At 52.6% G+C, this 24,969-nt stretch carries 21 protein-coding genes and 5 tRNA genes; 7 read left to right on the forward strand and 19 right to left on the reverse strand.

The window, feature by feature from the left end:
* Positions 1-465, forward strand: a 465-nt coding sequence (locus AACS80_RS18925) for an autotransporter outer membrane beta-barrel domain-containing protein (protein ID WP_138183923.1), incomplete at its 5' end; no start/stop codon positions are given.
* A 119-nt stretch (positions 466-584) separates the two neighbouring features.
* On the opposite strand, the gene luxS is transcribed toward AACS80_RS18925, so the two are convergent.
* The 14 genes from luxS to pncC all read right to left on the reverse strand — a co-directional run bounded on the left by luxS (position 585) and on the right by pncC (position 10,479).
* Entirely contained in the window at positions 585-1,100 is a 516-nt protein-coding gene (luxS, locus tag AACS80_RS18930; protein WP_001130211.1) for an S-ribosylhomocysteine lyase, read from the reverse strand.
* A gap of 149 nt (positions 1,101-1,249) precedes the next feature.
* Positions 1,250-2,806, reverse strand: coding sequence for a glutamate--cysteine ligase (gshA, locus tag AACS80_RS18935; protein ID WP_000611804.1), 1,557 nt, complete (start codon positions 2,804-2,806; stop codon positions 1,250-1,252).
* A gap of 72 nt (positions 2,807-2,878) precedes the next feature.
* A complete protein-coding gene (locus AACS80_RS18940) occupies positions 2,879-3,307 on the reverse strand; it encodes a YqaA family protein (protein WP_064529936.1) in 429 nt (142 codons plus the stop codon).
* Positions 3,304-3,870, reverse strand: coding sequence for a fructose-1-phosphate/6-phosphogluconate phosphatase (yqaB, locus tag AACS80_RS18945; RefSeq protein WP_135410311.1), 567 nt, complete (start codon positions 3,868-3,870; stop codon positions 3,304-3,306). Before yqaB ends, AACS80_RS18940 begins: the two co-directional genes overlap by 4 nt.
* A 281-nt stretch (positions 3,871-4,151) precedes the next feature.
* A tRNA-Arg gene (locus AACS80_RS18950) sits at positions 4,152-4,228 on the reverse strand.
* A 101-nt stretch (positions 4,229-4,329) separates the two neighbouring features.
* A tRNA-Arg gene (locus AACS80_RS18955) sits at positions 4,330-4,406 on the reverse strand.
* A 62-nt stretch (positions 4,407-4,468) separates the two neighbouring features.
* A tRNA-Arg gene (locus AACS80_RS18960) sits at positions 4,469-4,545 on the reverse strand.
* A gap of 61 nt (positions 4,546-4,606) precedes the next feature.
* Positions 4,607-4,683: transfer RNA gene (locus AACS80_RS18965), tRNA-Arg, on the reverse strand.
* A gap of 3 nt (positions 4,684-4,686) precedes the next feature.
* A tRNA-Ser gene (locus AACS80_RS18970) sits at positions 4,687-4,779 on the reverse strand.
* A gap of 314 nt (positions 4,780-5,093) precedes the next feature.
* Entirely contained in the window at positions 5,094-5,279 is a 186-nt protein-coding gene (gene csrA, locus AACS80_RS18975; RefSeq protein ID WP_000906486.1) for a carbon storage regulator CsrA, read from the reverse strand.
* Between the two features lie 234 nt (positions 5,280-5,513).
* The gene (gene alaS / locus AACS80_RS18980; protein ID WP_135490238.1) at positions 5,514-8,144 is read right to left on the reverse strand and encodes an alanine--tRNA ligase; all 2,631 of its coding nucleotides are present in this window, start codon (positions 8,142-8,144) and stop codon (positions 5,514-5,516) included.
* A 127-nt stretch (positions 8,145-8,271) separates the two neighbouring features.
* Positions 8,272-8,772 (reverse strand): recombination regulator RecX, encoded by a 501-nt coding sequence (recX, locus tag AACS80_RS18985; RefSeq protein WP_135410312.1) that lies wholly within the window; start codon positions 8,770-8,772, stop codon positions 8,272-8,274.
* A gap of 68 nt (positions 8,773-8,840) precedes the next feature.
* Complete coding sequence (gene recA / locus AACS80_RS18990) at positions 8,841-9,902, reverse strand: recombinase RecA (protein ID WP_135410313.1); 1,062 nt, start codon at positions 9,900-9,902, stop codon at positions 8,841-8,843.
* A gap of 79 nt (positions 9,903-9,981) precedes the next feature.
* Positions 9,982-10,479 carry a nicotinamide-nucleotide amidase gene (gene pncC / locus AACS80_RS18995; protein WP_130214441.1) on the reverse strand — a complete coding sequence of 166 codons (498 nt, stop codon included), beginning with the start codon at positions 10,477-10,479 and terminating at the stop codon, positions 9,982-9,984.
* A gap of 180 nt (positions 10,480-10,659) precedes the next feature.
* Here pncC and AACS80_RS19000 point away from each other — a divergent pair, with 180 nt between their 5' ends.
* Positions 10,660-10,893 carry a hypothetical protein gene (locus AACS80_RS19000; protein WP_240730957.1) on the forward strand — a complete coding sequence of 78 codons (234 nt, stop codon included), beginning with the start codon at positions 10,660-10,662 and terminating at the stop codon, positions 10,891-10,893.
* A 45-nt stretch (positions 10,894-10,938) separates the two neighbouring features.
* On the opposite strand, the gene mltB is transcribed toward AACS80_RS19000, so the two are convergent.
* Positions 10,939-12,024, reverse strand: coding sequence for a lytic murein transglycosylase B (gene mltB / locus AACS80_RS19005; protein WP_130207614.1), 1,086 nt, complete (start codon positions 12,022-12,024; stop codon positions 10,939-10,941).
* A gap of 253 nt (positions 12,025-12,277) precedes the next feature.
* On the opposite strand from mltB, the gene gutQ reads away from it, so the two are divergent.
* Positions 12,278-13,243, forward strand: a complete 966-nt coding sequence (gene gutQ / locus AACS80_RS19010; protein ID WP_016159596.1) for an arabinose-5-phosphate isomerase GutQ — start codon at positions 12,278-12,280, stop codon at positions 13,241-13,243.
* Here gutQ and norR read toward each other — a convergent pair.
* Positions 13,240-14,754: a nitric oxide reductase transcriptional regulator NorR gene (gene norR, locus AACS80_RS19015; RefSeq protein ID WP_135410314.1), complete on the reverse strand. Its 1,515-nt coding sequence runs from the start codon at positions 14,752-14,754 to the stop codon at positions 13,240-13,242. The genes gutQ and norR overlap by 4 nt on opposite strands.
* A gap of 186 nt (positions 14,755-14,940) precedes the next feature.
* On the opposite strand from norR, the gene norV reads away from it, so the two are divergent.
* Together norV and norW are read left to right on the forward strand one after the other, a co-directional pair.
* Positions 14,941-16,380: an anaerobic nitric oxide reductase flavorubredoxin gene (gene norV / locus AACS80_RS19020; RefSeq protein ID WP_138183925.1), complete on the forward strand. Its 1,440-nt coding sequence runs from the start codon at positions 14,941-14,943 to the stop codon at positions 16,378-16,380.
* Positions 16,377-17,510: an NADH:flavorubredoxin reductase NorW gene (gene norW / locus AACS80_RS19025; RefSeq protein WP_135410315.1), complete on the forward strand. Its 1,134-nt coding sequence runs from the start codon at positions 16,377-16,379 to the stop codon at positions 17,508-17,510. The genes norV and norW overlap by 4 nt, the downstream gene beginning before the upstream one ends.
* A 175-nt stretch (positions 17,511-17,685) precedes the next feature.
* Here norW and hypF read toward each other — a convergent pair whose 3' ends face one another.
* From hypF to ascG, 3 genes are all read right to left on the reverse strand, one after another.
* Positions 17,686-19,938: a carbamoyltransferase HypF gene (gene hypF, locus AACS80_RS19030; protein WP_135410316.1), complete on the reverse strand. Its 2,253-nt coding sequence runs from the start codon at positions 19,936-19,938 to the stop codon at positions 17,686-17,688.
* A gap of 152 nt (positions 19,939-20,090) precedes the next feature.
* Positions 20,091-20,618, reverse strand: a complete 528-nt coding sequence (hydN, locus tag AACS80_RS19035; RefSeq protein WP_001078777.1) for an electron transport protein HydN — start codon at positions 20,616-20,618, stop codon at positions 20,091-20,093.
* 148 nt (positions 20,619-20,766) lie between these two features.
* Positions 20,767-21,777 (reverse strand): DNA-binding transcriptional regulator AscG, encoded by a 1,011-nt coding sequence (gene ascG, locus AACS80_RS19040; RefSeq protein ID WP_167852413.1) that lies wholly within the window; start codon positions 21,775-21,777, stop codon positions 20,767-20,769.
* 259 nt (positions 21,778-22,036) lie between these two features.
* Between ascG and ascF the strand changes: the two genes are divergently transcribed.
* Positions 22,037-23,494 (forward strand): PTS cellobiose/arbutin/salicin transporter subunit IIBC, encoded by a 1,458-nt coding sequence (ascF, locus tag AACS80_RS19045; RefSeq protein ID WP_135410318.1) that lies wholly within the window; start codon positions 22,037-22,039, stop codon positions 23,492-23,494.
* 8 nt (positions 23,495-23,502) lie between these two features.
* Positions 23,503-24,927 carry a 6-phospho-beta-glucosidase AscB gene (ascB, locus tag AACS80_RS19050; protein ID WP_138183926.1) on the forward strand — a complete coding sequence of 475 codons (1,425 nt, stop codon included), beginning with the start codon at positions 23,503-23,505 and terminating at the stop codon, positions 24,925-24,927.
* Positions 24,928-24,969 lie beyond the last annotated feature (42 nt).

Below are 24,969 nucleotides of genomic sequence, written 5' to 3' on the forward strand. Positions count from 1 at the left end.
GCCGCCATTGAAGCGGGTTATACCTTCCGTCTCGGTGAAAGCGCTGATGCCCGCACCAGCTACTGGTTGCAGCCCAAAATGCAACTGACATGGATGGATGTGAAGGCAGACAACCATACGGAAGACAATGGCACGCTGGTTGAGGACAGCACCGAAGGCAACCTGCAAACGCGCCTGGGGGTGAAAGCGTATCTGCAGGGTCATCATGCTATTGATGATCATAAAGAGCGTTCTTTCCAGCCTTTCGTGGAAGTCAACTGGATTTATAACTCCCGCAATTACAGCGTGAAGATGGATCACATCGGCGATGAGATCATCGGCGCGCGTAACACTGGCGAGTTAAAAGCGGGGGTGGAAGGTCAGATTACTCCACGTCTGCAACTGTGGGGCAACGTCGCCCAGCAGTTGGGTGACAACGGTTACAGTGATACCCAGGGAATGTTGGGCATGAAATATCTCTTTTAATGCCACTTTGCCACCTGTCACGTACAGGTGGCATGCTCCCTGCGTCAACCAGATAAGCGTAGCGCACCAGGCAAGCCGGACGGTGCTGTTGCATCTCCGGCTGCTTCTGCACTAACCAACTAAATGTGCAGTTCCTGCAACTTCTCTTTCGGCAGCGCCAGTTCTTCATTGCTGTTGATGCGCACGTCACGTTCCAGAATGCTACGCGCAATATCCTGTGCTTCCTGCAAAGAGTGCATCTGGTAAGTACCGCACTGATAGACGTTAAGTTCCGGGATCTGATTCTGATCCTGCACTTTCAACACGTCTTCCATTGCCGCTTTCCAGGCATCAGCGACACGCTGCTCATCAGGCGTACCAATCAGACTCATATAAAAACCAGTGCGGCAGCCCATTGGTGAGATATCGATAATCTCAACGCCATTACCGTTAAGATGGTTACGCATAAAACCAGCAAACAGGTGCTCCAGGGTATGGATCCCTCTTTCTGGCATCACTTCTTTGTTCGGCACGCAGAAGCGAAGATCGAACACGGTAATTGCGTCGCCATGCGGGGTGTTCATTGTTTTCGCCACCCGAACTGCAGGCGCTTCCATCCGGGTATGATCGACTGTGAAGCTATCTAACAACGGCATTTAGCCACCTCCGGTAAATTTTTTTTAAATATTCTGAACTCTTTCTTCCCAGGCGAGTCTGAGTATATGAAAGACGCGCATTTGTTATCATCATCCCTGAATTCAGAGATGAAATTTTGGCCACTCACGAGTGGCCTTTTTCTTTTCTGTCAGGCGTGTTTTTCCAGCCACACCGCAAACGGTTCGGTATCAGCGGCTTCCATTTCCTGCTGGCGACGTTCAGACGCCTCGCGCTCGGCTACAAAATCCTCTTCGCGCAGAATTTCCAGCGGCTCTTCACGCAGAAGATTACGGTAGGCTTCTGCAAACGCTTTACCTGTTCCGCCAATGCCAGTATCAATCATAGACCTTAAGATACGCGCAGAGAAAGTCAGATCAGGATTATCGAAGCAGGCGACCAGTTCATCACACACTTTCTGGTACGCTTCGCCGCCGTTAATGCTATCCAGCGTTTGCGCGACGCGTTTTAGATCGCGGAACAGATCTTTCCCCACCTGCGGCAACGGGAACTGCGCAGTTTCGCAACCGATACCCAGCGTCAGGCCTGGTTTACGACCCTCTAGGATCACTCGGTTCCAGTTAACGCGTGTACAGGCAAGTTCGCTACTGCTCATTTCCGGTGCATCAGCCAGCGCACACCAGACCATAAACAGGTCGAGGAAACGCACCTGCTGTTCATCTACACCAATCGGCGAGAACGGGTTGATGTCCAGCGAACGCACTTCAATATATTCAATGCCGCCACGTAATAGCGCATCAGAAGGCGATTCTCCGCTGCGAGTAACGCGTTTTGGACGAATCGGCGCATACAGTTCGTTTTCAATCTGCAGCACGTTGCTGTTGATTTGTAGCCGCTTACCGTCTTTCTCAATACCAATCTTCGCGTACTCTTCCGACGGCGTTTTGATAGCCTGCTTGAGCCCTGCGACGTACTCGTAGAGATCATTGAAGGTAATACCGAGATTGCTTTGCGATTTATTGGTATAGCCAAGATCGCTCAAACGAAGAGAGGTCGCATACGGCAGGTAATACATACCGCACTCGGTTTTCTCAAACGGCAGCGACGTTGGTTTTCCTTGCAGGAAAGAAGAACAAATCGCCGGAGACGCACCAAACAGATAAGGAATAACCCAACCGAAACGATAGTAATTGCGGATAACGCGGAAATAGCCCGCAGAAATTTTCTCTTTGGCATCAGCGCCCGAGATATCACCGCACTTCGCTTGCCAGAATGCCATTGGTAAAGAGAAATTGTAGTGCACACCGGAAATGGTTTGCATCAGCGCGCCGTAGCGATTTTTCAGCCCTTCACGGTACAGCGTTTTAAAGCGTCCGGTGTTAGAAGTGCCGTACTGTGCCAGTTCGATGTCCTGACCTTCTGCGATGTAGCATGGCATGCTTAACGGCCACATCCGCTCATCGCCCATATTGCGCGCCGTATAACGATGCAGGTCGCGCATAAAGGTCAGCATATGTTCAATATCACCATCCACTGGTGTAATAAATTCCAGCAATGCTTCCGCAAAATCGGTGGTTATCCATTTATGCGTTAGTGCGGAACCTAATGCTTCAGGATGACCTGTTGTTGCAAGTGTGCCATCAGCATTAACACGCAAAGTTTCGCGCTCCAGCCCACGCTGTATCCCCTTTAACGCCTGAGGATGTTTTTCCAGCCAGGCCAGCGCCTGTGATACGTCCGGGATCAAATTGACCTCCCGCCTGTCAAAATCGTTTTATTTAGCATAACTGTAATGGTGGCCATGTGTGCAGGCCTACAATTAGTGCCACCACATCATGCCCTGAACGGTAGCTACTGCAATCGCAACATAGCGTAACGCTTTACCAAGGCACAAAAAAAAGATTACTGGTCCCCACGAGATGCGCATCCATCCCGCTAACAGACACAGTAAATCGCCAACCACGGGCATCCAGCTTAATAATAGTGTGATTGCACCATATCGTTTCAGCCAGCCGATGGCTTTCTCTTGCCAGCGCGATGTTTTGCGCAGTGGAAAGAAACGCCCAAGGATAACGTTAGTTAGCCCTCCAAGGCTATTACCCATTGTTGCTGTTAACACTAAAACCCAGGGATGACTTACCCCGGAAAGTAACATTGCAACCAGGACGACTTCGGAATTACCGGGTAATAGTGTAGCGCTGAGGAAACTACTGGCAAACAACGAGAAAAGCGATAAAGCTTCACTCACAGCAAGCGAACATCCACAGCGTCCATGCCTGCAGCGCGAGCAGCCTGAATACCGAAATCAGCATCTTCAAAGACCACACACTGCGTTGGTTGCACGCCCATACGCTGTGCGCACAACAAAAATGTGTCTGGCGCAGGTTTATGGTGTTTGACGTGATCGGCGGCAACGACCGCATCAAAATAACGGCGTAATCCCAGGTGCGCCAGCAATGCCTCAGCGATAGCGCTTTCACTCCCCGTACCAACAGCCATTGGTCGACGTCCGTGCCAGCTTTTCACAACTTCAATAAGAGGAAGCGGTTCGACGCTATCCAGTAGCATACTTCTTACTGCTTCTGTTTTTTCACGCGCTAACGCATGCGGGTCGAGATCGGCCTGATTCAGCTCAATAATCGCCTGAGCAATACGCCACGTGGGCGAGCCATTAAGCGCAATCATCGCCTGAACATCGTACTGAAGACCGTAATGCCCTAATACTTCGCGCCACGCTTTACGGTGCGTAGGCTCCGTATCCAGGATTGTGCCATCCATATCAAAAATTAAACCTGCATAACGCTCGTACATGGTCTTCTCGCAAGTCGAAAAATATGACGCTACTTTAGCGTAATTGCTTGATTTTGTCGCTGATGGCGAAAGGGAAGATTATTCAGGATATGGATAAAATAGTTATTTAGAAATGAGATATTTTTGAAGGAAATTTTTTGGAGAAGATGGTGCATCCGGGAGGATGACTCACTGGCGTTCGCCCTTCGGGCCGTTGCTGGCGCAACGTTATTCTCCCTGGTGCCTGCGGTTAGTACCGCTACTTTTTCCATACCTTCATCGCTGAATGATTTCGGAGAATATGGTGCATCCGGGAGGATTCGAACCTCCGACCGCTCGGTTCGTAGCCGAGTACTCTATCCAGCTGAGCTACGGATGCATTGGGAAATTTATTTTACTGCTGATATTGATATCGCTACTAAGGCCATATCAAGTAAGAAAATCCTTCTTAACCATCATCACTGATGATTACGGAGAATATGGTGCATCCGGGAGGATTCGAACCTCCGACCGCTCGGTTCGTAGCCGAGTACTCTATCCAGCTGAGCTACGGATGCATCGGGAAATTTATTTTACTGCTGATATTGATATCGCTACTAAAGCCATATCAAGTAAGAGATGGTGCATCCGGGAGGATTCGAACCTCCGACCGCTCGGTTCGTAGCCGAGTACTCTATCCAGCTGAGCTACGGATGCATCGGGAAACTTACTTTACTGCAGATTTTGATATCGCTACTAAAGCCATATCAGTAAGAGATGGTGCATCCGGGAGGATTCGAACCTCCGACCGCTCGGTTCGTAGCCGAGTACTCTATCCAGCTGAGCTACGGATGCAAATGGCGGTGAGGCGGGGATTCGAACCCCGGATGCAGCTTTTGACCGCATACTCCCTTAGCAGGGGAGCGCCTTCAGCCTCTCGGCCACCTCACCACACGCCTCTTACGAGTGCTTCGAAGAACTTGTTTATCGCTCATCGTCGCTGCGTGGCGCACATATTACTTTCTGAGACTTATAAGTCAAACAATTTTTCCCACACTTTTATCGTTTGCACACTTCGCGCTCAATTAGTCTGTAAAAACGTCAAAAAGAGTGTTTTATCAACAGAAAAACAGGCCTCTGACAGGTAGCAGTGATAGAGAAAAATGAAGGCAAAAGTTAAATGAACGGGAGTAACGCGAAAAAAAATGAAGTGAAAGAGAAATTTTGAGGGTGCGTCTCACCGTTAAAGATGAGACGCGGAAAGATTAGTAACTGGACTGCTGGGATTTTTCAGCCTGGATACGCTGGTAGATCTCTTCACGGTGAACAGAAACTTCCTTCGGGGCGTTTACGCCAATACGTACTTGGTTGCCCTTTACCCCTAAAACTGTCACGGTGACCTCATCCCCAATCATGAGGGTCTCACCAACTCGACGAGTCAGAATCAGCATTCTTTGCTCCTTGAAAGATTAAAAGAGTCGGGTCTCTCTGTATCCCGGCATTATCCATCATATAACGCCAAAAAGTAAGCAATGACAAACACATTACATCTAAGCAGTCATGGCATTACATTCTGTTAAACCTAAGTTTAGCCGATATACACAACTTCAACCTGACTTTATCATTGTCGATAGCGTCGATGCGAATGCCGTGAAGCAAGTCCACGGCATTGCCTGACACTTATATTATTGCAATTTCGCGCTGACCCAGCCTTTCACACTGGCTAACGCTGCAGGTAAGGCCGCAGCATCCGTACCACCGGCTTGCGCCATGTCAGGACGTCCACCACCCTTGCCGCCCACCTGCTGAGCGACCATACCAATCAGTTCCCCTGCTTTCACGCGATCTGTGACGTCCTTAGATACGCCTGCAATCAGAGAAACCTTACCTTCGGCTACCGTTGCCAGCACGATAATTGTCGACCCCAGCTGATTTTTTAAATCGTCAACCATGGTGCGCAACATTTTCGGCTCAACACCGCTAAGCTCACTAACCAACAGCTTAACACCATTAACATCAATTGCCTTACTGGAAAGATTTGCGCTCTCCTGTGCGGCAGCCTGTTCTTTAAGCTGTTGTAACTCTTTTTCCAGCTGACGCGTACGTTCCAGTACTGAGCGCACTTTATCAGCCAGATTATTGCTATCGCCTTTCAGCAGATGCGCGACTTCGCTTAAGCGATCGCTGTCTGCATGAACGGTGGCGATAGCACCTTCTCCGGTTACCGCTTCGATACGACGAACGCCTGCAGCAGTACCCGATTCAGAAATGATACGGAACAGACCAATATCACCGGTGCGGCTGGCGTGAGTACCACCACACAGCTCGGTGGAGAAATCGCCCATGCTCAGCACACGTACACGTTCATCATACTTCTCGCCGAACAGCGCCATCGCACCTTTCGCTTTCGCCGCTTCGAGATCCATGATGTTGGTTTCGATAGGCAAGTTACGACGAATCTGCGCGTTCACCAGATCTTCGACAGCACGAATCTCTTCTGGTTTCATCGCTTCGTTATGCGAGAAGTCAAAACGCAGCACCTTGTCATTAACCAGCGAACCTTTCTGGGAGACATGAGTACCCAGAACCTGACGCAGCGCAGCGTGCATCAGGTGCGTTGCGGAGTGATTCAGACGAATACGAGCGCGACGAGCTTCATCTACATCCGCCTGTACCGCGTCGCCCACTTTCAGAGAACCCGCAGCAAGTTTACCGATGTGACCAATCGCCTGGCCATATTTCTGCGTATCTTCCACCGCAAAGGAGAAGTTAGCGCCTTTCAGTTCGCCTTTATCGCCAACCTGACCGCCGGATTCTGCATAGAATGGCGTTTGATCCAGCACGACCACAGCTTCCTGGCCTGAATTGATGGCATCAACCGCTTTACCATCAACAAACAGCGCGGTCACTTTGCCGTTCAGTTCCAGATGGTCATAGCCTTTAAATTCAGATGCACTATCAACACGGATCATTGCGTTGTAATCGGCACCAAAGCCGCTGGCTTCGCGCGCACGACGACGCTGCTCTTCCATTGCTGCTTCAAAACCAGCTTCGTCAACTTTGATGTTGCGCTCACGGCAAACGTCAGCCGTCAGGTCAACCGGGAAGCCGTAGGTGTCGTACAGGCGGAAAGCTGTTTCACCATCCAGCGTATCACCAGAAAGTTTTGCCAGCTCTTCATCCAGCAGTGCCAGACCGCGCTCCAGAGTACGGGCAAACTGCTCTTCTTCAGTCTTCAGCACCTGCTCAACCTGCGCCTGCTGGCGTTTCAGGTCTTCACCCGCAGAGCCCATAACGTCGATCAGCGGACCAACCAGTTTGTAGAAGAAGGTTTCTTTCGCGCCCAGCATATTGCCGTGACGCACTGCGCGACGAATGATACGACGCAGCACATAACCACGGTTTTCGTTGGACGGCATTACGCCATCCGCGATCAGGAACGCACAAGAACGAATGTGGTCAGCGATAACGCGCAGCGATTTATTGCTCAGATCGGTCGCGCCAGTCACCTTAGCCACCGCCTGAATCAGCGTACGGAACAGGTCGATATCATAGTTGGAGTTTACGTGTTGCAGCACGGCGGCAATACGCTCCAGCCCCATACCGGTATCTACAGACGGCTTCGGCAGCGGTTCCATCGTGCCATCTGCCTGGCGGTTGAACTGCATGAAGACGATGTTCCAGATCTCAATGTAGCGGTCACCGTCTTCTTCCGGGCTTCCCGGAGGGCCACCCCAAATGTGGTCGCCGTGATCGTAGAAGATTTCGGTGCACGGGCCGCACGGACCAGTGTCACCCATCTGCCAGAAGTTGTCAGATGCGTATGGCGCACCTTTGTTATCGCCGATGCGAATAATACGTTCGCGCGGGATCCCTACTTCTTTTTCCCAGATTTCGTAGGCTTCATCGTCGCTTTCATAGACGGTAACCCACAGACGCTCTTTCGGCAGGGCAAACCATTTTTCGCTGGTCAGCAGTTCCCATGCAAACTGAATGGCATCGTGTTTGAAATAGTCGCCGAAGCTGAAGTTGCCCAGCATTTCGAAGAAGGTATGGTGACGCGCGGTGTAACCGACGTTTTCCAGGTCGTTGTGTTTACCACCCGCACGCACGCAGCGTTGAGAAGTGGTAGCGCGGGAATAATTACGCTTGTCGAGCCCAAGGAACACATCCTTGAACTGGTTCATCCCGGCGTTGGTAAACAACAAAGTTGGGTCGTTATGGGGTACCAGGGAGCTGCTGGCAACTACCTGATGTCCCTTACTATGGAAAAAGTCGAGAAACGCCTGACGGATCTCAGCGGTGCTCTTGCTCATAATTATCCTGAAATCAAGCTAACGAAATATCGCCACCAGCTCCAGCGTGTCTTAACCGCCGGGCTGGTAACTGAAAAGTGGGAATAAGATAAGTTTTCTTGACTGGGAAGTAAAATACCGTATGCGTTCAGTCGGCAAAATTTCGCCAAATATCCTGGATATCTTCCATCAGATAGCCGCGATAGAGCAGAAAACGCTGGATCTTAACTTTTTCTGAAAAGACAGTTGGCAAAGGTTCGCCATATTTTCGCGTCGCCTGAGCGCGCGCCAGTGCGCACCAGTCGATGTCACATTCACTCATCGCTTTTTCTGTCGCTTCGCGGGAAATACCTTTCTGATTCAGTTCCTGACGAATACGCGCAGGTCCATAACCTTTGCGGCTACGGTTGGCGATAAAGCGCGCAACAAATCGGCTGTCATCGAGATAGCCATGTTCATGGCACCAGGCAATAACGCGTTCGTAATCTTCTGCCGTAGCATCAATCTCTTCCGGGCCATTTTTGCCCATAATCGGTGCCGCGAGTTTACGTCGCAGTTCTTGCTCACTGTGATCGCGCACCGCCAGAATGCGTACCGCACGATCCAACAGGCGAGCATATGCCGGGCGACGGGATGTTGATTCTGTCATGGCATATCCTTACAACTTAAAAAAGCAAAAGGGCCGCAGATGCGACCCTTGTGTATCAAACAAGACGATTAAAAATCTTCGTTAGTTTCTGCTACGCCTTCGCTATCATCTACAGAGAAATCCGGCATTGAGTTCGGGTTGCTCAGCAGCAACTCACGTACTTTCTTCTCGATCTCTTTCGCGGTTTCCGGGTTATCTTTCAGCCAGGCAGTCGCATTCGCTTTACCCTGACCGATCTTCTCACCTTTGTAGCTGTACCACGCGCCTGCTTTCTCGATCAGCTTCTCTTTCACGCCCAGGTCAACCAGTTCGCCGTAGAAGTTGATACCTTCGCCGTAGAGGATCTGGAATTCAGCCTGTTTAAACGGCGCTGCAATTTTGTTCTTCACCACTTTCACGCGGGTTTCGCTACCCACTACGTTTTCGCCCTCTTTCACCGCACCGATACGACGGATGTCGAGACGAACAGAGGCGTAGAATTTCAGCGCGTTACCACCGGTAGTGGTTTCCGGATTACCGAACATCACACCAATTTTCATACGGATCTGGTTGATGAAGATCAGCAGCGTGTTGGACTGCTTCAGGTTACCCGCCAGCTTACGCATCGCCTGGCTCATCATACGTGCTGCAAGGCCCATGTGAGAGTCGCCGATTTCGCCTTCGATTTCCGCTTTCGGCGTCAGTGCCGCCACGGAGTCAACGACGATAACGTCTACTGCGCCAGAACGCGCCAGAGCGTCACAGATTTCCAGTGCCTGCTCGCCGGTGTCCGGCTGGGAGCACAGCAGGTTGTCGATATCGACACCCAATTTACGTGCATAGACTGGGTCCAGCGCGTGTTCAGCATCGATAAACGCACAGGTTTTACCTTCGCGCTGGGCAGCGGCAATCACCTGCAGCGTCAGCGTGGTTTTACCGGAAGATTCCGGTCCGTAGATTTCGACGATACGGCCCATCGGCAGACCACCTGCTCCGAGCGCGATATCCAGTGAAAGCGAACCAGTAGAGATGGTTTCCACATCCATGGAACGGTCTTCACCCAGGCGCATGATGGAGCCTTTACCAAATTGTTTCTCAATCTGGCCCAGTGCTGCCGCCAACGCTTTCTGTTTGTTTTCGTCGATAGCCATTTTTACTCCTGTCATGCCGGGTAATACCGGATAGTCAATATGTTCTGTTGAAGCAATTATACTGTATAGTCATACAGTATCAAGTGTTTTGTAGAAATTGTTGCCGCAGCGTATTTAAGGCATAAGCCGTCGCCTTACGACGCACGGCATCGCGGTCGCCGCTAAAGCATTCCCGGCGGGTAATGCCTTCGCCGCGGGCTGTGGCAAAAGCAAACCAGACGGTGCCGACAGGCTTCTCTTCGCTGCCGCCATCCGGTCCGGCGATGCCACTGATAGCAACCGCATAATCAGCACGAGCCGCTTTCAGTGCGCCTATCGCCATTTCCACCACAACAGGTTCACTCACCGCGCCATGCTGCGCCAGCGTCTCTTCGCGTACGCCGATCATCTGCGCTTTGGCTTCGTTACTGTAGGTGACAAATCCGCGTTCAAACCAGGCGGAACTGCCGGCAATATCGGTAATCACTTTCGCTACCCAACCGCCAGTACAGGATTCAGCGGTTGTTACGGTTGCACCACGGGATTTCAGCGCCAGCCCTACCTGCTCGCTTAACTGCATCAGTTCACTGTCAGTCATCACAACCTCTGTCAGTCAAAAATTTATGCCGGACAAGATAGCACTTTCCCGCAGAAGATGGGGACCAGCGATTCATTTTACGAGTCGCATTCCGAAATAAGACTATTGCGGCCAACCGGTAAAGAAAAACGCTACCATGCAGCGTTCATATTGCCAGGTATTCACAAGGAGAGAAAAATAATGACAACAAAGAAAACGGATAACCCCCCCCAAAACGTGCTTAAACAGACCACGCAAATGCGTATGTGGGTCATCATTGGTGGCATCAGCGCACTGGTTTCAGTGATATGTAAGATTTTATCTTCTGGCTATCTTGAACCTTTCGACTTCGGTCAGGCTGCGTTAGGCGTTGTCTGCCTAGGATATGCGATATCGCTGTCGAAAAAAAATCAAGCAATTACGTCATTCGAATAAACAGTAAGAAAGCAGAGGGAAGTTTAACCTCCCTCTTGCAGATAGTTACTGTACGCGCGCCAGCGCCACGGCTTGTCCTAACTGCCAGACCGCCATTGCGTAATGGGTGCTGTGGTTATAACGGGTAATGGTGTAGAAGTTCGGCAGACCGTACCAATACTGATAACCTGTTCCAACATCCAAACGCAGCAGGCTGGCCTGTTGATGGTTGCCCAGCGACTGCTGTGGCGTTAAACCTGCCGCGGCAAGCTGCGAAATGCTGTACTTGGTTTTGAAGCCATTTGGCAAGCCTGGAGCCTGACCGTTTGCCATTACCGCGACCTGATCGCCTTTTACCCAGCCGTGCGCTTTGAAATAGTTCGCCACGCTACCGATCGCATCAACCGGATCCCACAGGTTGATATGCCCGTCGCCGCTGAAATCTACCGCATATTGTTTGTAAGACGACGGCATAAACTGTCCGTAGCCCATCGCCCCAGCAAAGGAACCTTTCAGATTGAGCGGATCGTCCTGCTCATCGCGCGCCATCAGCAGGAAGGTTTCCAGCTCGCCAGAGAAATACTCCGCGCGGCGTGGGTAGTTAAATGACAGCGTTGCCAGCGCATCGAGGATGCGGGTTTTCCCCATCACGCGCCCCCAGCGGGTTTCGACGCCGATAATCCCGACGATAATTTCCGGCGGTACGCCATACACCTGCCACGCGCGATTCAGCGCATCTTCATACTGATTCCAGAAAACCACGCCGTTCTGCACGTTATCCGGCGTAATAAATTTTTTGCGATAACGCAGCCATGCGCCGTTCGGGCCAGATGGCGGTTTCACCGATGTGGTTGGTGCCTGGTTATCCATCAGCCGCAGTACCGAATCCAGACGTTTCGCCTGAGAGAGAATTTCCTGCAATTGCTGACGATCGAAACCATGTTTGTTCACCATTTTTTCGATGAACTGCTGGGCATTGGGGTTATTGGCAAAATCTCCGCCCATCTGCATCACATTGTGCTGCGGCTCAAGCAGGAAGCCGCCGGACGGCGTTCCGGTGGTTGTTTCAGTCTCAGTCGGTTTTGGCTTGCTGCTACAGGCGGCAAGTAACACAAAAAGGGGAAGCAATGTTACATAACGATGCTTGAACATGAGGGGTCCATTTAACAAATTCAACCAGGGGCAAGTATGGTAAAGCATCCCGCCCAGCACAAGGAAGCGGTAGTCTGTTTTCGGCACTCCATTTCTCTTTAGTCTCTTCTTTCAGTTCATATTTTTTCTTAAAGTATGTTGTAACTAAATTCACATATGTTGTTTCCCTTCCCATAGCGCTGGATAATGAGCGCTCATTCCGGCCATCAATCCTTGGCTGGAATAAATAAATGGACCTTAACCGGAGAGAGCAATGAGTGAAGCACTACTGAACGCGGGACGTCAGACGTTAATACTGGAGTTGCAGGAAGCAAGCCGTTTACCGGAACGTCTGGGCGATGATTTTGTTCGCGCCGCCAATATCATCCTGCACTGCGAAGGCAAAGTGGTGGTTTCGGGAATTGGCAAATCGGGCCACATTGGTAAGAAAATCGCCGCAACACTTGCCAGCACCGGCACACCGGCTTTTTTTGTCCATCCGGCAGAAGCACTGCACGGCGATCTGGGGATGATTGAAAGCCGCGATGTGATGCTGTTTATCTCTTACTCCGGTGGCGCGAAGGAACTGGATCTGATTATTCCGCGTCTGGAAGACAAATCTATCGCGCTGCTGGCGATGACCGGCAAACCGACGTCACCGCTGGGACTCGCGGCGAAAGCGGTGCTGGATATCTCCGTAGAACGCGAAGCCTGCCCGATGCACCTTGCGCCGACTTCCAGCACTGTAAATACCCTGATGATGGGCGACGCGTTGGCGATGGCAGTCATGCAGGCGCGCGGATTTAATGAAGAAGATTTTGCCCGCTCCCACCCAGCCGGGGCACTGGGCGCTCGCTTGCTGAACAAAGTGCATCATCTTATGCGTCGTGACGATGCCATCCCGCAGGTGGCGTTAACCGCCAGCGTGATGGACGCGATGCTGGAACTCAGCCGCACCGGTCTGGGGCTGGTGGCGGTATGTGACGCCCAACAACAGGTACAAGGCGTCTTTACCGACGGCGATTTACGCCGCTGGCTGGTTGGCGGCGGCGCACTCACCACGCCAGTTAATGAAGCGATGACGACAGGCGGCACCACATTACAGGCACAAAGTCGCGCCATCGACGCCAAAGAGATCCTGATGAAGCGCAAAATCACTGCCGCACCGGTGGTGGATGAAAACGGCAAACTCACCGGCGCAATTAACCTGCAGGATTTCTATCAGGCCGGGATTATTTAATCCTTCATTCCCAGACGTTTCGCCAGCCGATGCAGGTTGGCGACGTCAGTTTCCAGCATTCGCGCACAGGCAGCCCAGTTGTGATGATTTTGTGCCAGTGCCTGACGAATAGTTTCACGCTGGAACGCTTCTGTCGCTTCACGCAGGTTTTGCTTAACAACGGGCACCGCCGCCACTTCTGGCGGCGGCAACGTCACCTCAGGAAAAGCAAAATGTTGCGCCTCAAGAATCACTTCATCGCCGCTGCGAGTGGCTCTCGCCAGCACTACCGCCCGATGAATAGCATGTTCCAGTTCACGAACGTTCCCCGGAAAATTGTAGTGTTGCAGTAAATTTCGCGCTCCGGCACTTAATACCACGCGGGAGAGCCCCAGCCGCAAACGACACTGCTCGCAGAAATACCCCGCCAGCAGAATGACGTCATCGCCCCGCTCACGCAGCGGCGGCACTGAAAGTGGAAACACGCTCAGGCGGTGGAACAAGTCAGCGCGAAATCGCCCTGCCAGTACCTCTTCGCGTAAGTCACGGTTAGTCGCCGCCAGCACGCGCACATCTACCCGCAAACTGCGGTCATCGCCAACGCGTTGAATATCGCCATACTGCAACACCCTCAGCAGCTTGGCCTGCAATGCCAACGACAACTCGCCGATCTCATCGAGAAACAGCGTGCCGTTATCCGCCATTTCAAACTTCCCGCTGCGTTTACTGATAGCACCAGTAAACGCCCCTTTCACATGCCCGAACAACTCACTTTCCGCCACACTTTCCGGCAGTGCGGCACAGTTGAGATAGACCAGCGGATTCACCGCCCGTGGCGAGGCTTCATGAATCGCTTTCGCCACCAGCTCCTTACCGGTTCCCGTCTCACCGCTAATTAAAACGTTGAGATCGGATGCCGCCACAATCTCAATCTCTTTTTTCAATTGCGTCATGCCTGGGGACAAACCAATCATCTGCGTCTGTTTCACCGCTTCAAACGGCGCGGCATCGCCTGGCAGCATATTCTGGCTTTCCAGTTGTTCAATCAGCAACGCATTGCTTAACGCTCCCGCCGCCAGCGCAGCAATCAGCCGTAACTCTTCATCGCTGAAAACATCGAACTGATCGGGCTGCATCCCGTCGAGCGTCAGTGCGCCGATCAGGTTTTGTCCGGCAAACAACGGCAGACCAACACAGGCGTGAACCTTCAGACTCTCCTGCCCGGGAATCAAACCGTCATACGGATCGGGCAATTCGCTGTCTGCGGGAAAACGCACCACATCACCCGCGCGGGCAATCGCTTCCAGCCGCGGATGACCTTCCAGCGCAAAGCGTCTACCGAGTACATCCTTCGCCAGCCCGTCGATGGCAAGCGGAATAAACTGCCGCGAGTCGTAACGTAGCAACGCGGACGCATCGCACTCCAGCACCTGACGCAGCGTGGTGATCAGGCGCTGAAAACGATCCTGATGTCCAATCCCACGCTGCAATTCGATGGCGATATTCGCCAGCACATCAACGGAAAAACTCATCTTTGCCTCACTGTCAATTTGACTATAGATATTGTCATATCGACCATTTCATTAATAGTCATTTTGACTACTCATTAATGAGCATGATTTTATTTATATTGTAAAAACAATTAGATAAAAAACTGGCACGCAATCTGCAATTAGCAAGACATCTTTTTAGAACACGCTGAATAAATTGAGGTTGCTATGTCTATTGTGGTGAAAAATAACATTCATTGGGTGGGTCAACGTGACTGGGAAGTGCGTGATTTTCACGGTACAGAATATAAAACGCTGCGCGGCAGCAGCTACAACAGCTACCTCATCCGCGAAGAAAAAAACGTGCTGATCGACACCGTCGACCATAAATTCAGCCGCGAATTTGTGCAGAACCTGCGTAATGAAATCGATCTGGCGGATATCGACTACATCGTTATTAACCATGCAGAAGAGGACCACGCCGGGGCGCTGACTGAACTGATGGCGCAAATTCCCGATACGCCGATCTACTGTACTGCCAACGCTATCGACTCGATAAATGGTCATCACCATCATCCGGAGTGGAATTTTAATGTGGTGAAAACAGGCGACACGCTGGATATCGGCAACGGCAAACAGCTCATTTTTGTCGAAACGCCAATGTTGCACTGGCCGGACAGCATGATGACTTACCTGACAGGCGACGCGGTGCTGTTCAGTAACGATGCTTTCGGTCAGCACTACTGCGACGAACATCTGTTCAACGATGAAGTGGATCAGACGGAGCTTTTCGAGCAGTGCCAGCGTTACTACGCCAATATCCTGACGCCGTTCAGCCGCCTGGTAACGCCGAAAATTACCGAGATCCTGGGCTTTAACTTGCCAGTCGATATGATAGCGACCTCTCACGGCGTGGTATGGCGCGATAACCCGACGCAAATTGTCGAGCTGTACCTGAAATGGGCGGCGGATTATCAGGAAGACAGAATCACCATTTTCTACGACACCATGTCGAATAATACCCGCATGATGGCTGACGCTATCGCCCAGGGGATCGCGGAAACCGACCCGCGCGTAGTGGTGAAAATTTTCAACGTCGCCCGAAGCGATAAAAACGAAATCCTGACCAATGTCTTCCGCTCAAAAGGCGTACTGGTCGGCACTTCGACGATGAATAACGTGATGATGCCGAAAATCGCCGGGCTGGTGGAGGAGATGACCGGATTACGCTTCCGTAACAAACGCGCCAGTGCTTTCGGCTCTCACGGCTGGAGCGGCGGTGCGGTGGATCGTCTTTCCACGCGCTTGCAGGATGCAGGTTTCGAAATGTCACTTAGCCTGAAAGCCAAATGGCGACCAGACCAGGACGCTCTGGAGTTATGCCGTGAACACGGTCGCGAAATCGCCCGTCAGTGGGCGCTCGCGCCGCTGCCGCAGAGCACGGTGAATACGGTGGTTGAAGAAGAAACCTCTGCCACCACGACGGCTGACCTCGGCCCACGGATGCAGTGCAGCGTCTGTCAGTGGATTTACGATCCGGCAAAAGGCGAGCCAATGCAGGACGTCGCGCCGGGAACGCCGTGGAGTGAAGTTCCGGATAACTTCCTCTGCCCGGAATGCTCTCTCGGCAAAGACGTCTTTGACGAACTGGCATCGGAGGCAAAATGAGCAACGGCATTGTGATCATTGGTTCGGGCTTCGCCGCCCGCCAACTGGTGAAAAATATTCGCAAACAGGACGCCAGTATTCCATTAACCCTGATTGCCGCCGACAGCATGGATGAGTACAACAAACCTGACCTCAGCCATGTTATCAGTCAGGGGCAACGTGCCGACGACCTTACCCGCCAGACGGCAGGTGAATTTGCCGAGCAGTTTAATCTGCGCCTGTTTCCGCACACCTGGGTAACGGATATCGATGCCGAAGCCCATGTGGTGAAAAGTCAGAATAATCAGTGGCAATACGACAAGTTAGTGCTGGCAACCGGTGCCAGCGCCTTTGTCCCGCCAGTGCCTGGGCGTGAGTTAATGCTGACGTTAAATAGTCAGCAAGAGTATCGCGCCTGTGAAACACAACTGCAGGATGCCCGACGCGTGTTGATTGTCGGCGGTGGTTTGATTGGTAGCGAACTGGCGATGGATTTTTGTCGGGCAAGCAAAGCGGTCACGCTGATTGATAACGCCGCCAGCATTCTGGCGTCGTTAATGCCGCCGGAAGTAAGCAGCCGCTTGCAGCATCGGTTGACGGAGATGGGCGTTCATCTGCTGTTAAAATCTCAGTTGCAGGGGCTGGAAAAAACGGATTCTGGCATTCTGGCAACGCTGAACCGCCAGCGTAGCATCGAAGTGGATGCGGTAATTGCCGCCACCGGACTGCGCCCGGAAACCGCCCTGGCACGACGCGCCGGGCTGACGATTAATCGCGGCGTTTGCGTCGACAGTTATCTGCAAACCAGTAATGCCGATATTTATGCGCTGGGCGATTGCGTGGAAATTAACGGTCAGGTATTGCCGTTCCTCCAGCCGATTCAACTTAGCGCGATGGTGCTGGCAAAAAATCTTCTCGGCAATAACACGCCGCTGAAACTACCGGCGATGCTGGTGAAAATCAAAACGCCGGAATTACCGCTGCATCTGGCAGGCGAAACCCAGCGTCAGGATTTACGCTGGCAGATTAATACCGAACGCCAGGGAATGGTGGCGCGCGGTGTTGACGATGCTGACCAGCTTCGCGCCTTTGTGGTCAGTGAGGATCGGATGAAAGAGGCATTTGGATTGTTGAAAACGTTGCCGATGTAGGCGGGCTACTGTGCCTAAAATGCCGGATGCGACCTACGGGGAGCGCATGTGTTGGTCACATAATGCGTTCATGTCGCATCCAGCTACTGTACCCAAAATGTCGGATGCGACGCTCGCGTGTCTTATCCGACCTACGGGGAGCGCATCCGGCAATGGTGGCCAAATGCAACACGTTTTATCCGTTCTGGACTTCACCCGCTAACCAACGAGCCGCAGCAATAACCCCCTGCCCCAGAGACAATCCGCCATCACCCGCCGGTAAACTCTGCGGAAAGAGCAACGTGAAATCAGCGAGATAATGCGCCAGACGTGCACGCAGCAAACGGTTATGAATAACCCCACCGCTAAATACCAGCGTAGTGATACCACGCATCGTGGCCTGCTCACGCATCAACGCGGCAAAACCCTGCGCCAGCGCATCATGAAACGCCCACGCGCGTTGATTAACCGGAGCCTGCCAGTTCAGCCACTGCTGCCAGAAAGTGGCGAGATCCAGTTGATTGTCCACCAGCGGCATCGTCACCGGATGCGTCACTCCGTGGCACGAAGCTGCGAGTGCCTCCAGAGCACAAGCCGCTTCACCTTCATAACTTAACGTGGCTGGCGCACGGCCCAGTGCCGCCGCCACAGCATCGAACAACCGCCCACACGATGACGCCAGCGGCGCGTTAATTCCACGCTCAATGGCCCGCGCCAGCACGCTCCAGTTTTGCTGTTGCACACTTGCCGTTTCAGGATAATTCTGCCACTCCGGCACAAAGCGCAGGCACTGCGCCAACAGGTTTCGCCACGGCTGCTTTGCAGCCAAATCGCCCCCCGGAAGCGCCACTGCAGGCAAGCCGCCCAAGTGCTGGCATTCGCGATAGTTCACCCGCAGACACTCGCCGCCCCACAAAGCGCCGTTCTCCCCCATACCGATACCGTCGAGCGTCAAAGCAATGACATCCCCGCCATCCAGTGGCCAGTGATGTTCTGCCAGACACGCCGCCGCGTGAGCATGATGATGCAGCACCGTTTGCGTCGGCAGATTCATTTCGCTCGCCCACTGGCTGGAGACATAGCCCGGATGCACGTCATGCACAACGTATTGCGGGGTAAAATCGTAGATGTTTTGCATCAGGCGTAACGCTTCGCGCCACTGCATCTGGATGCCATCGTCACTTAAATCGCCCAGATGCTGACTCAACACCGCTTGTTCACCGCGCACCAGGCAGAAGGTATTTTTCAGATCCGCGCCGAGACACAGCACAGGCGGAACATTTTTAAAGCCCGGAGGCAAAGCCAGCGCATCCGGCACATACCCCCGCGAACGGCGCAGCATTTCGCCGCTTTCGCGCACCACTGAATCATCCATCCGCTGCACGATGTCGCGGTTATGTATCAAGAATCCGTCGGCAATGCCCTGCAAATCCTCCAGCGCCTGTTCGTTGCTGATAGCCGGTGGTTTACCGCTCAGGTTGCCGGAGGTCATCACCAGCGGGCATTGCAATTCCTGTAACAGCAAATGCTGGAGCGGATTCGCAGGCAACATCACCCCGACTTCGTTAAGGCCAGGGGCGAGATCATCACAAAGCTCAGGAACGTATTTTTTATCCACCAGCACAATCGGCGCGGCGGGCGTGGTGAGCAACTGGCGGGCAGCGTCTGGTAAACCGTCTGCCGCTGGCAACATAACCGCCAGCGGTTTCGCCGGGCGATGTTTGCGCGCCCGAAGTGTCGCCACCGCATTACTGTTACGCGCATCGCAGGCGAGATGAAATCCGCCAATTCCCTTGATGGCGACAATGTTGCCCGCTTTTAGCTGTGCGATAGCCGCCTGTAATGCCGCCTCTTGTTCGGCACGTTCGCCATGACTTACCCATTCAAGATGCGGACCACACTCCGGGCAGGCCACCGGCTGGGCGTGGAAGCGACGATCGAGCGGGTCACGGTACTCTTTGTCACAGGCCGGACACAGCGGAAACGCCGCCATCACGGTAAACGGGCGGTCGTAAGGCATCGCGCGAATAATGGTGAAACGCGGGCCGCAGTGGGTACAGTTGATAAACGGATAACGATAACGCCGCTCGCCTGGGGTATTCATTTCGGCAAGGCAAGCAGGGCAAGTGGCAGCATCCGGGACAATTTGCGTATTCATGGCACCGCCCGCGCTCTGGCGGATGGTGAACTCAGTGGGCAGTTGTGACCAGATGTACGGCTCACGCTCGACACTATCAATACGCGCCAGCGGCGGGCAGTGCTGATGCAATTGAACAAGAAACGTTTCCGGGTCTTCCAGCAGCCGCACTTCTACGCCATCGCCGTCATTACAGACATCGCCGTGAAGATTTAATTGCTGTGCCAGCTGCCAGACAAACGGACGAAAACCGACGCCCTGCACTTTGCCTCGAATACGCAGTTGGACACCGCAAGATGTGTTTTTTGCCATTGAGTTATTCCCGCCATCATGAATTGCGTAACCCGCCCAGCCGGACACGACAGCGTCGCATCCGGCAGTCACAGGTCGGCGATACCGCCCGCTCCGTATTCTACGAATATTTCCGGGAATTCCTTTGATGCCAGAACAGTTCTGTAAGATTTTTAGAACATCAGCGCCGTACGGCGACGTTTTTCTGCGCTCAGTTGTTCAAGTTTATTACGATCGACACAAATCAGCGCATGAGTCGGGCAAGCCGCCATACACGCCGGGCCGTCTTCACGATGGTTACAGAGGTCGCATTTATTGGCTTCAGCTTTGTCAGCCCGTACATTAAGCCCCGCGCCGCTGTTGCGAATCACCGGACGTACCACCACTTCCATCGCGCCATACGGGCAAGCCACAACGCAGGTTTTGCAACCAATGCAACGTTCCTGCATCACATGAACAAACCCTTTATCACGGCTGATAGCACCATTCGGGCAGACGTTAGCGCACGGTGCATCTTCACACTGACGGCAGACTGTTGCCGTGGAAATGTTCACACCTTTAATGACATGGATTCGCGGTAAAAAAGTTTCCGGGGTCAGCGATGCACAGTCCTGATTCTCTTGATGAGAAACCACGCACGCCACTTCACAGGTACGGCAACCAATACATTTACTCGCGTCAGCAATGATGAAACGGTTCATCAAATTCTCCAGCAATGACAGTTAATGCGCCGATACATTCACAAATCATGCCAGTTTTTAATTTACTGTTATTTAAGGAAATTAAATTCTGTAATGCAGGAAAAAAGATGTCATCGACACTAGTGACGATGACATGTGATGACAGTGTTTATTGCGAAAGAGCAATGAGTGAGTCGCGGCGGATCAGTTTTCCGCTGAAGGTTTTCGGCGGTGAGAAATCCCCACCATCGAGCATAAAAATCAGCCGTCCAATAATTTCCTGAATCATCTCAGTCACCGGAATTTTTACGCTGGAGAGCGCCGGAACGGTGTAGGGGGCAATTGCGATATCATCGAATCCGATAACTGACACCTGCTCTGGCACCGCTATGCCGCGCTCGTGTAACGCTTTCATCGCACCAATCGCCATATCGTCGTTACTGGCAACTAACGCGCTAAATTTAGCCCCACGTTCGAGTAACGTTTCTACCCCTTCGGCCCCGCTGGCGGGCGTCCATTTACCGTTAACGATAAGTTTTTCATCGAGCGCAATACCATGCTGCGCCAGCGCGTCTTTATATCCGGCAAGGCGTTCAATGCTGGTGGGGGAATCCATCGACCCGGTAAGGAAAGCAATCTCCTGATGTCCGGCGTTTATCAACTCTGCCACGGCGTTAAAGCTGGTCTGTTTATGATCGCACCAGACGCTATGGCTGCTGTTTTTGCGCAGGCGGCGATTAAGCACCATTATCGGCTGACTGTGCGCGTCAATGATGTCATCGATCTCATCCACGCTTAAAAAACGCGGGTAAATCATGATGGCGTCGCAGCGCAAATCCAGCAGATACTGAATCGCCTGGCGCTCTTCTTCGGCGCTATGTTTGCCATCTGCCAATAGCAACTGTCGCCCTTTCTCTTCCGCCATTCGCGCGGCATGAAACAGTAATTCACTAAAATAAATGCCGTGGTAAAGCGTGTTGGTCACTACCAGCCCCAGCGTCTGAGTACTCTTCGCCGACAGATTACGCGCCAGCAAGTTTGGGCGGTAACCGCTCTCTTCTACCGCCTGAAACACGCGATCTTTAGTCTCCTGGCTGACGTAGCCATTACCTGAAAGCACGCGGGAAACGGTCGCTTTTGAAACCCCGGCGCGCTTCGCCACTTCCAGCATCGTCGTCATCATTTTCATCCCTTTACACGCAATCAACGGAGTGTACTGCACCGTTTGCCGATTGTCCTTGCGCAATCGGCGGGAAAAATATTCAGGTGACCGGTTTCACAAATATAAAAAATGAACAATTAACTCTCTTGCTTATTTTTTGACAACTATTCATGATTTTATGAAACCGGTTTCTTAATTCCGTTTCAGCATCGGCATTTTTCCGTCCCGTCGACTGATAACAACTACATCTACCCTACTGATAACAGGATAAAATCCGATGGCCAAAAATTATGCGGCGCTGGCACGCTCGGTGATAGCAGCACTGGGCAGCGTTGATAACATCTCGGCAGTCACGCACTGTATGACGCGTTTGCGCTTTGTTATCAAAGATGACCAGCTTATCGACAGCCCGACGTTAAAAACCATCCCCGGCGTGCTCGGCGTGGTACGTAGTGACAACCAGTGTCAGGTAATTATCGGCAATACCGTTTCGCAAGCCTTTCAGGAAGTCGTCAGTCTGCTGCCGGGAGATATGCAGCCCGCACAGCCCGTGGGTAAACCCAAACTCACGCTACGTCGCATTGGTGCGGGGATCCTTGATGCGCTGATCGGCACCATGTCACCGCTGATCCCGGCGATTATCGGCGGATCGATGGTCAAACTGCTGGCGATGATCCTCGAGATGAGCGGCGTGCTGACAAAAGGATCGCCGACCTTAACCATTCTGAATGTGATTGGTGACGGTGCTTTCTTCTTCCTGCCGCTGATGGTCGCGGCTTCGGCCGCCATCAAATTTAAAACCAATATGTCGCTGGCGATTGCCATCGCGGGTGTGCTGGTACATCCGAGTTTTATTGAACTGATGGCGAAAGCGGCCCAGGGTGAACATGTCGAATTTGCCCTGATTCCGGTCACCGCGGTGAAATATACCTACACGGTGATCCCGGCGCTGGTGATGACCTGGTGCCTGTCATATATCGAACGCTGGGTGGACAGCATTACACCGGCGGTGACCAAAAACTTCCTCAAGCCGATGCTGATTGTGTTGATTGCCGCACCGCTGGCAATCCTGCTAATTGGCCCGATTGGTATCTGGATCGGTAGCGCCATTTCGGCGCTGGTTTACACCATCCATGGTTATCTGGGCTGGCTTTCAGTCGCCATTATGGGCGCGCTGTGGCCTCTGCTGGTAATGACCGGGATGCACCGCGTCTTTACGCCAACCATCATTCAGACCATTGCCGAAACCGGCAAAGAAGGGATGGTCATGCCGTCCGAGATCGGCGCTAACCTGTCGCTGGGCGGTTCATCGCTGGCGGTGGCGTGGAAAACGAAAAACCCGGAACTGCGCCAGACGGCGCTGGCTGCAGCGGCATCAGCCATTATGGCGGGGATTTCCGAACCGGCGTTATACGGCGTGGCGATCCGCCTGAAAAGTCCGCTTATCGCCAGTCTTATCAGCGGTTTTATTTGCGGCGCGGTTGCCGGTATGGCGGGGCTTGCCAGCCACTCAATGGCAGCGCCGGGGTTATTTACCAGCGTGCAGTTCTTCGATCCGGCGAATCCAATGAGTATCGTCTGGGTGTTCGCGGTCATGGCGCTGGCGGTGGTGCTGTCGTTTATCCTCACACTGTTGCTCGGCTTTGAGGATATTCCTGTTGAGGAAGCGGCTGCCGAGGCGCGAAAGCATCAGAGCGCACAACCGACCGTCGCCAAAGAAGTAAGTCTTAATTGAGGATGAAAATGTCAGTATTTCCGCAAGGTTTTTTATGGGGCGGCGCGCTTGCCGCCAACCAGTCTGAAGGCGCGTACCGTGAAGGCGGCAAAGGGCTGACCACGGTCGATATGATCCCACATGGCGAGCATCGAATGGCGGTGAAACTGGGGCTGGAAAAACGTTTTCAGTTGCGCGATGACGAGTTTTATCCCAGCCATGAGGCGACGGATTTTTATCATCGTTATAAAGAAGATATCGCCCTGATGGCTGAGATGGGATTCAAAGTGTTCCGTACCTCAATTGCCTGGAGCCGCCTCTTCCCGCAGGGCGATGAACTGACGCCCAACCCGCAGGGCATTGCTTTTTACCGTTCTGTCTTTGAAGAGTGTAAAAAGTACGGTATCGAACCGCTGGTCACGTTGTGCCACTTCGATGTGCCGATGCATCTGGTCACCGAATATGGCTCCTGGCGTAACCGCAAGCTGGTGGAGTTTTTCAGCCGCTACGCCAGAACCTGTTTTGAAGCATTTGATGGTCTGGTGAAATACTGGCTTACCTTCAATGAAATCAACATTATGTTGCATAGCCCGTTCTCCGGCGCGGGTCTGGTGTTTGAAGAAGGGGAAAATCAGGATCAGGTGAAATATCAGGCTGCGCATCACCAGCTGGTTGCCAGTGCATTAGCCACCAAAATCGCCCATGAGGTTAACCCGCAAAATCAGGTGGGCTGTATGCTGGCGGGCGGTAACTTCTACCCTTACAGTTGCAAGCCGGAAGATGTCTGGACGGCGCTGGAGAAAGATCGGGAAAACCTGTTTTTTATCGATGTGCAGGCGCGGGGCGCGTATCCGGCTTACTCTGCCCGCGTATTTCGCGAAAAAGGGGTAACCATAGATAAAGCGCTGGGCGATGATGAGATCCTGAAAAACACCGTCGATTTTGTCTCTTTCAGCTATTACGCCTCGCGCTGCGCCTCGGCGGAGATGAACGCCAATAACAGCAGTGCAGCGAACGTGGTGAAATCGCTGCGTAACCCGTATCTACAGGTGAGCGACTGGGGCTGGGGTATTGATCCACTCGGTCTGCGCATCACTATGAACATGATGTACGACCGTTATCAGAAGCCGCTGTTTCTGGTGGAAAACGGCCTGGGCGCAAAAGATGAATTTGCTGCCAATGGTGAGATTAACGATGACTATCGCATCAGCTATTTACGCGAACATATCCGCGCAATGGGCGAAGCGATTGCAGACGGCATTCCGCTGATGGGCTACACCACCTGGGGCTGTATTGATTTGGTTTCCGCCTCAACGGGTGAAATGAGCAAGCGCTACGGTTTTGTCTACGTAGACCGTGACGACGCAGGCAACGGTACGCTGACGCGCACGCGTAAGAAATCGTTCTGGTGGTATAAAAAAGTGATTGCCAGTAACGGTGAAGATTTAGAGTGAGTAACAGTGCCGGATGCGGCGTGAACGCCTTATCCGGCCTAC

Source organism: Escherichia sp. E4385, assembly GCF_963883145.1.
Taxonomy (GTDB): Bacteria; Pseudomonadota; Gammaproteobacteria; order Enterobacterales; family Enterobacteriaceae; genus Escherichia.

Excerpts from the sequence above, each read along its gene's own strand:
- hypF (WP_135410316.1), bottom strand. The coding sequence starts at position 19,938 with ATGGCAAAAAACACATCTTGCGGTGTCCAACTGCGTATTCGAGGCAAA.
- alaS (WP_135490238.1), bottom strand. The coding sequence starts at position 8,144 with ATGAGCAAGAGCACCGCTGAGATCCGTCAGGCGTTTCTCGACTTTTTC.
- norV (WP_138183925.1), top strand. The coding sequence starts at position 14,941 with ATGTCTATTGTGGTGAAAAATAACATTCATTGGGTGGGTCAACGTGAC.
- norW (WP_135410315.1), top strand. The coding sequence starts at position 16,377 with ATGAGCAACGGCATTGTGATCATTGGTTCGGGCTTCGCCGCCCGCCAA.
- luxS (WP_001130211.1), bottom strand. The coding sequence starts at position 1,100 with ATGCCGTTGTTAGATAGCTTCACAGTCGATCATACCCGGATGGAAGCG.
- ascF (WP_135410318.1), top strand. The coding sequence starts at position 22,037 with ATGGCCAAAAATTATGCGGCGCTGGCACGCTCGGTGATAGCAGCACTG.
- yqaB (WP_135410311.1), bottom strand. The coding sequence starts at position 3,870 with ATGTACGAGCGTTATGCAGGTTTAATTTTTGATATGGATGGCACAATC.
- csrA (WP_000906486.1), bottom strand. The coding sequence starts at position 5,279 with ATGCTGATTCTGACTCGTCGAGTTGGTGAGACCCTCATGATTGGGGAT.
- ascB (WP_138183926.1), top strand. The coding sequence starts at position 23,503 with ATGTCAGTATTTCCGCAAGGTTTTTTATGGGGCGGCGCGCTTGCCGCC.
- norR (WP_135410314.1), bottom strand. The coding sequence starts at position 14,754 with ATGAGTTTTTCCGTTGATGTGCTGGCGAATATCGCCATCGAATTGCAG.
- recA (WP_135410313.1), bottom strand. The coding sequence starts at position 9,902 with ATGGCTATCGACGAAAACAAACAGAAAGCGTTGGCGGCAGCACTGGGC.
- hydN (WP_001078777.1), bottom strand. The coding sequence starts at position 20,618 with ATGAACCGTTTCATCATTGCTGACGCGAGTAAATGTATTGGTTGCCGT.
- pncC (WP_130214441.1), bottom strand. The coding sequence starts at position 10,479 with ATGACTGACAGTGAACTGATGCAGTTAAGCGAGCAGGTAGGGCTGGCG.
- AACS80_RS19000 (WP_240730957.1), top strand. The coding sequence starts at position 10,660 with ATGACAACAAAGAAAACGGATAACCCCCCCCAAAACGTGCTTAAACAG.
- gutQ (WP_016159596.1), top strand. The coding sequence starts at position 12,278 with ATGAGTGAAGCACTACTGAACGCGGGACGTCAGACGTTAATACTGGAG.
- mltB (WP_130207614.1), bottom strand. The coding sequence starts at position 12,024 with ATGTTCAAGCATCGTTATGTAACATTGCTTCCCCTTTTTGTGTTACTT.
- recX (WP_135410312.1), bottom strand. The coding sequence starts at position 8,772 with ATGACAGAATCAACATCCCGTCGCCCGGCATATGCTCGCCTGTTGGAT.
- ascG (WP_167852413.1), bottom strand. The coding sequence starts at position 21,777 with ATGACGACGATGCTGGAAGTGGCGAAGCGCGCCGGGGTTTCAAAAGCG.